Here is a 6,192-nt window from a genome sequence, read left to right on the forward strand (position 1 = left end):
CGCCTCGTGCGGCCGGGTCGCCGGTCCAGTAGAGGAGGTCGGCGCCGCCGTTGTCGGCGATCACCACCTGGCCCGCCAGCAGGGGGTCCGCGTCGAGGACAGGCTGCAGGTGCACGACCGAGTCCGGCCGGGACCAGTCCATCGAGTGGTCGGCGAGCACGATGACGATCGACTCCTGCCACCGGCCGGAGCGGGTGAGCGCATCGACGAAGCGGCCGACCTGGAGGTCCGTGGTCGCCAGCGCCGCCTGGCGGGCCGCCCGCAGCGAGAGCGGACCCGTGAGGTCGGAGTGTCCGACCCGGTCGATGTCACCGAGGTTGACGAACACCATGCTCGGGTCGTGCTGCTCGATCATGGCCAGCGCGGCGTCCATCGTGGCCTGGTCGGGGGCGTGCCCGGAGACCGGGACCACCGGCGCCGGCTCCCAGCGGTGGGTGGCACGCTCGCCGAACACGCCGTACAGGTACTCCTTGCTCAACACCGTGCCGGTGGTGAGACCAGCAGCGTTGAGCCGCTCGATGACCGTGCCGATCGTGATGTCGGTGGGCCGGTCCAGGTTTCGGATCACGCCCTCGGTGTGGTCGTAGACCGAGTTGGCCGGCACGCCGCTACGGTCGGGCCGGACGCCGGTCATCATCATCACGTGGTTGGGGATGGTCTCCATGATCGGCATCGAGGAGGCGAAGGGGTGATTCAGGCCGCCGTCTCGCAACGCTGCCGCCCGGGGCATCAGCGGGGTCGTGACCTCATCGGGTCGACACCCGTCGAGGACGAGGACGTACGCGCGTCGCGGCGGCCGGACCGCCGCGGCCGGGGCGGCGCCGATCGCGGTGGAGATCGCCACCGCCGCGCCCCCGGCGCCGACGACCTTGAGCAGGGACCGCCGCCCGGTGCGGATGTCGTCGAGACCGTGGCCGAAGGCCGGTCGCCGGTTCTGGTGGGTGGGTTCACACATGCTTCCTCCTCAGGCGCCGGCGAGCGGCCGGTCGACGGGGATGACCTTGTTGGTGCCGGACCGCGTCGCCCAGGACGTGGACCAGGTGGCCGCAGCGTTGCGGTCCGCGCGGTCGCCGATGACGTAGTAGTCCATCTGCGCACGAGCCGACGTCACGTCGAACACCGAGTACCCGTGGTCGTCGAAGTTCAGGTAGCGCACGTGCCGGTTGCTCGTCTGGATCGCCGCCTCCACGGCCAGGCTCGTGGTGCGCGGTGGCGTGCCGGTGATGTCGTCGAGGTTGTTGGAGGTCACCGACGTGCAGACGAACTCCACGCCCGCGGAGTCGCCGACCGGGTAGGTCGCCGCGTCGTAGGGCAGGTCGCAGGCCCAGGCGGAGTGGATGTCGCCGGTCAGGAAGACGACGTCACGCAGTCCGCGGTCCCGGACGTGGGCGAGCACCTCGCGGCGGTCGTCGGTGTAGCCGTCCCACTGGTCCACGTTGTACGGCGCGCCGTCGCGCGGCAGGATCCCCGTCACGTCGTCGATCGGCCCCACGAGGTCCTTGGGGACCTGGGCGAAGCTGACCGGGGCAATCATCACCGGGTTGCCCACCAGCTTCCACTGGGTGGGAGCGGTCAAGGAGTCCTTGAGCCAGTCGAGCTGGGCCCGGCCGGTGATCGTCCGCTCGGGGTCGTCGACCGCCCCGTCGACGAGCGGCGTCGGCACCTGCTGGTCGCGGTAGGTCCGCAGGTCCAGCATGCTGATCTCGGCGAGCTGACCGAACGCCAGCCGCCGGAACAGCCGGGTGCCGTCGTCGAGGCTCGCGGTGCCGTCCATGCGCACCGGCATCCACTCGTCGTACGCGCGGTGCGACCCAGCCCTGCGAGCGAGGTAGTCGCCCTCCTCGGGCTGGTGGTTCTCGGCTCCCTCGCGCCAGGCGTCGTTGGCGACCTCGTGGTCGTCCCACGTGACGATGAAGGGGTAGCGCGCGTGGAGCGCCTGGAGGTCGGGGTCCTGCTTGTACTGCCCATGGCGCTGTCGGTAGTCGGCCACCGTCACCATCTCGTGCGCCGGGACGTGGGGTCGGACGTCCACATTGGAGCGTCCGTAGCCGTACTCGCCGGGGCCGTACTCGTAGAGGTAGTCGCCGAGGTGGAGGATCGCGTGCAGGTCGTCGCGCGCCGCGAGGTGGCGGTAGGCGCTGAACCAGCCGGCCTGGAGGTTGGCGCAGCTGACCACGCCGAAGCGGAGATGGTCGGGGGTCGAGGCCCCGTCGGGGGCGGTCCGGGTGCGGCCGACCGGGCTCGCGACGCCACCGCTCACGAAGCGGTAGTGGTACCACGTCTCGGGTTGGAGGCCGGAGGCGTCGAACTTGACGGTGTGGTCGCGAGCGGCGGTGGTGGTGATGGTGCCCGACCGGACGACCTTGCGGAACGTCGCGTCCCGGGCCACCTCCCAGCGGACCTTCGCGGTCCCACCCAGCCCGGAGCCGGGGGTGGCCTCGGGCACGGGGGTGACGCGGGTCCAGAGGACCACGCTGCGGGGGAGGGGATCCCCCGAGGCCACACCGTGCCGGAAGACTCCCGAGGAGTCGAGTGGTGCCGCGGCCTGGCTGCGGGTGGTGGCCGCCAGACCGACGCCGGCGGCGGCACTGGAGGCGAGGACGGTACGTCGGGGCAGAGGGTGTCGGCTGGCGCGTTGGACGGTGCGTTGAGTGGGGGTCACGCCCCCTACAACGACGCAGACCGTCCGGGATCACGCTCGGACACCACACGTTCACCTGTTGTTCGCCAGACCAGGAACACGATCCCCCACCCGACGACGACGTCGAGGAGCCAGTGATTGCCGGTGCCGACGACCACGACCGCGGTGATGATCGCGTGGCTCCAGCCGAGGACGCGCGCAAGCAGTCGAGGCGTCGACGCCGAGACGGCGAGCGCGACCCACAGCGCCCAGCCGGCGTGCATGCTCGGGAAGGCCGCGAGCTGGTTGGTCAGCCAGCCCATGCCCTGCGGCGCCGACGCGGCCTGTCCCCACCACCCGCTGTCGGCGTGCAGTGCCATCAGGTCGGCGTAGCCCACGAGCCGTGGTGGCGCGGTCGGCATCAGCAGGTAGCTGGCCAGGGCCAGCAGGGTGCTGACCACCAAGGTCTGCCGCGCCCGGGGATAGATGGCGGCACGCTGGTGGTAGAGCCAGCCGAGGACCAGCGCCGTGAGGAGGTAGTGGGCGCTTGCGTAGTAGTAGGCAGCCGCCAGACCGGCCACGTCGTTGCCGGCGAACCAGCCGACCACGCCGCGCTCCACGTCGAGGAGCAGGTTGTGCTCGATGGACACGACCTGCTCGGCTCGCTCCCGGGCCGGCGCCAAGGAGTCGTCCGCGAAGACCCTGGAGGCCGCGTAGGCGGCGTACAGCAATGCGATGAAGCCGAGCTCGCGCAGCCCGCGACGAGCACGCCGCATCGGCAGTGCAGTGGCGGATGTGGTGGGTCTTGGAGCGAAGGTCGTCACGGTTCCAGACAAGCCGGGCTGGCGGTTGACCGGCATCGGGCTTGTCCCCGGTCGACCCCGGAGATCACGTCAGGGAACCCCGGGGGTCGCCCGCCGATGTCGATCAGGGTCGTGCTTCTAGCGTCCTGTGTCGTGCCATGAGCCGCATGCCCGTATTTGGGTCAATCCGTGCCCGTCGCGCCAGCGGTCACACGCGGCGCAGGACCGCGGTCACCTTGCCCAGGATCGTGGCGTTGGTGCCGTCGATCGGGTCGTAGTTGACGTTGTGGGGCAACAGCCAGACCTTGCCGTCCTTGCGCTGGAACGTCTTGACCGTGGCCTCGCCGTCGATCAGCGCCGCGACGATGTCGCCGTTCGCGGCCGTCTGCTCCTGCCGGATGACGACGTAGTCGCCGCTGCAGATCGCCGCGTCGATCATCGAGTCACCCGACACCTCGAGCATGAACAAGGTGCCCTCACCGACCAGTGACCGGGGCAGCGGGAAGACCTCCTCGATGCGCTCCTCGGCCAGGATCGGCCCGCCGGCGGCGATCCGACCGACCATCGGGACGTAGGTGGCGGGCGGCGCGGCGTTGCCGATGTCGGTCTCGTCGTACGACGTCTCCTCGGCGCTCGACATGGAGCGGCGCGCGGCCATCACCTCGGGCAGGAAGACCTCGAGCGCCCGGGGCCGGTTGGGGTCGCGGCGCAGGAAGCCCTTCTCCTCGAGCGTCTTGAGCTGATGGGCGACGCTGGAGGAACTGGTGAGGCCCACCGCCGTGCCGATCTCGCGCATGCTAGGCGGATAGCCGCGGTTCTCGATGGAGTCCTTGATCGTGGCGAGCACCCGCTGCTGACGCGGTGTGAGGCCCGTGGCGTCGGGTGGCCCGTCGGGCATGGGCAGGACCTTTGCGTCCGGTGCTTGTTTCTTCGCCATGGCGGCGCCTCCTGCAGTCGATTGGCTTCACCGTAGTCATCGCCGAGCGGTTGTTCAAACATTTGTTCGAAGGCGTGTCGGACGTGGCGACGGCGACACGCCGTCGAACATCTGTTCGCCTGGGCTCTTGCATCGTTCGAACACATGCTCTACCGTCGTACACATGTTCGATCGAACGTCTCTTCGATCCGCCGGCGTTGTCGGTGGCTCAGTCTAGACACTCACTCGACACCACGACCGGCTGATCTTCCCCAGGAGGCCAACATGAGCACCCTCAGCATTTCCCCCGCTTTCGTCGCTCCGCGCTTTTCCCGTACGCCGCAGGCAACCGTGCGCCTCACGCGCCGGGGCCGCGTCGTCGTGTTCCTTGCGGCGATGGCGCTGCTGCTGCTCTCGGCGTTCTTCCTCGGCTCGGTGGCCGTGGGTTCCGAGACGCCCGGTCAGGCACAGCCGACCGAGATCGTGATGGTCGGCACCGGCGACACCTTGTGGGGGATCGCCGCCGAGCTCAACGCCGACGGTGACGTCCGTTCCACCATGCGCACGATCGAGCGGCTCAACGCCCTCGACTCCGTCGCACTCTCCGCGGGCCAGAAGCTCCGCGTGCCGGTCCGCGACGACTGACCAACCACAGCCTCCGCCAGCCGACTCGACCCCGGCTGGCGGGCCGGGGAAGACGAGGGGCGGGCCACTGTGGCGGCCCGCCCCTCGCGGCGTTCTCGGTGCGCGCGCTGCGGACGGGGCTGGTCGGGCCAACTGGCGGCGGCCGACATGTGTGGTCGGGTCGATCGCGGGGGTGCTCGGCAACTGGCGGCGGCCGACAGCCTGTGGCCCCTTTTCGATGTCGGGCCCCGCCAGTTGTTGAGCGGTCCGTGTCGTGGCCGGTCGCACGTGGCGGCGTACGACATGCGATCCGCGAACTCTGGGTCATCCCCGCCAGGTCGCGAACCTTGCTCTGTCCACACGTTGATTTCTGGGGCTGCCGCACGACGGCAAGCGCCGGTAGGTTCTACGTCGACGAATCTTCTCGGAAGGACCCGTGATGCACCTACGCCGAGTGCTCGCCGCTGAGATCCTGGTTCCGCTGGTCCTTCTCAGTGCCTGCTCCAAGGACGATCCTGCACCCAAGATGCCGGATGCGACGACCTCGGAGCCGAGCCCGACCGAGACGTCGTCGACGGCTACGCCGGAGAGTCCCGAGGCATTCATCCGGCGGTTCAATGCCGCGAACGTGTCAATGCAGGCCACGGGAGAGCCCGAGGACTTCCTTGCCCTCACGAGGGGTTGTCGTCCCTGCGACGAGACTGCTGAGCAAGTCGCATCGTTTTACGAGAGGGGCGGGTTTGTGCGGTGGCCGGGTTGGGAGATTCTTCGAGTGAAAGCATCAACACCTAGTTCGGCGACTCGGATAGAGGTCCGCGTGGACGTCAACTCTGGGAGGACAAGATATAAGGCGTCGTCATCGGCCAAGGCGGTGGTGCTTGATGGTGGCAAGGTCACGTATCAGGCAACGCTGATTCCCATTGACGATTCGTGGTTGCTCTCCGACCTCGTGGAGCTCGCGCAATGAGGCCCTTGGCGCGAGTTCTCGTGCTGGCCATAGCCTGCACCCTGGGGCTTGTGGGAGTGGCTAACCCAGCCAATGCGGAATGCACGGAAGCGACCGATCTGCTAGGAACGAAGACCGTCTGCGTCTATACCGCGCAAGAGTTGCAGGAGACGGCACAGTCCGACCCCGAAGCGATCTACACCGTCTTCCAGGCGTGCTTCAACGGCACGAGCGGTGAGCCCGAACCGTGCAGCAATCCCCGGGCCTGCTCGGTCGGAGAAGC

Annotated in this window: 7 protein-coding genes; 3 read left to right on the forward strand and 4 right to left on the reverse strand. The window is 69.0% G+C overall.

Annotated features, from left to right (window positions below):
* The 4 genes from RMO85_RS15570 to lexA form a co-directional block, all read right to left on the reverse strand.
* A partial coding sequence (locus RMO85_RS15570) for an alkaline phosphatase family protein (protein ID WP_310529634.1) occupies window positions 1–955 on the reverse strand: 955 nt, incomplete at its 3' end.
* A gap of 9 nt (window positions 956–964) precedes the next feature.
* On the reverse strand, window positions 965–2,662 hold the full coding sequence (locus tag RMO85_RS15575; RefSeq protein ID WP_310529635.1) for an alkaline phosphatase D family protein: 1,698 nt from the start codon (window positions 2,660–2,662) through the stop codon (window positions 965–967).
* 5 nt (window positions 2,663–2,667) lie between these two features.
* On the reverse strand, window positions 2,668–3,396 hold the full coding sequence (locus RMO85_RS15580) for a phosphatase PAP2 family protein (RefSeq protein WP_310529636.1): 729 nt from the start codon (window positions 3,394–3,396) through the stop codon (window positions 2,668–2,670).
* A gap of 235 nt (window positions 3,397–3,631) precedes the next feature.
* Window positions 3,632–4,360 (reverse strand): transcriptional repressor LexA, encoded by a 729-nt coding sequence (gene lexA / locus RMO85_RS15585; protein WP_310529637.1) that lies wholly within the window; start codon window positions 4,358–4,360, stop codon window positions 3,632–3,634.
* A 264-nt stretch (window positions 4,361–4,624) separates the two neighbouring features.
* On the opposite strand from lexA, the gene RMO85_RS15590 reads away from it, so the two are divergent.
* The 3 genes from RMO85_RS15590 to RMO85_RS15600 form a co-directional block, all read left to right on the forward strand.
* Window positions 4,625–4,984 (forward strand): LysM peptidoglycan-binding domain-containing protein, encoded by a 360-nt coding sequence (locus tag RMO85_RS15590; RefSeq protein WP_310529638.1) that lies wholly within the window; start codon window positions 4,625–4,627, stop codon window positions 4,982–4,984.
* A 433-nt stretch (window positions 4,985–5,417) separates the two neighbouring features.
* Window positions 5,418–5,930: a hypothetical protein gene (locus RMO85_RS15595; RefSeq protein WP_310529639.1), complete on the forward strand. Its 513-nt coding sequence runs from the start codon at window positions 5,418–5,420 to the stop codon at window positions 5,928–5,930.
* Window positions 5,931–5,935: 5 nt separating this feature from the next.
* The coding region (locus tag RMO85_RS15600) for a hypothetical protein (RefSeq protein WP_310529640.1) at window positions 5,936–6,192 on the forward strand (257 nt) is incomplete at its 3' end.

The organism is Nocardioides sp. (assembly GCF_031422975.1).
Classification (GTDB): Bacteria; Actinomycetota; Actinomycetes; order Propionibacteriales; family Nocardioidaceae; genus Nocardioides.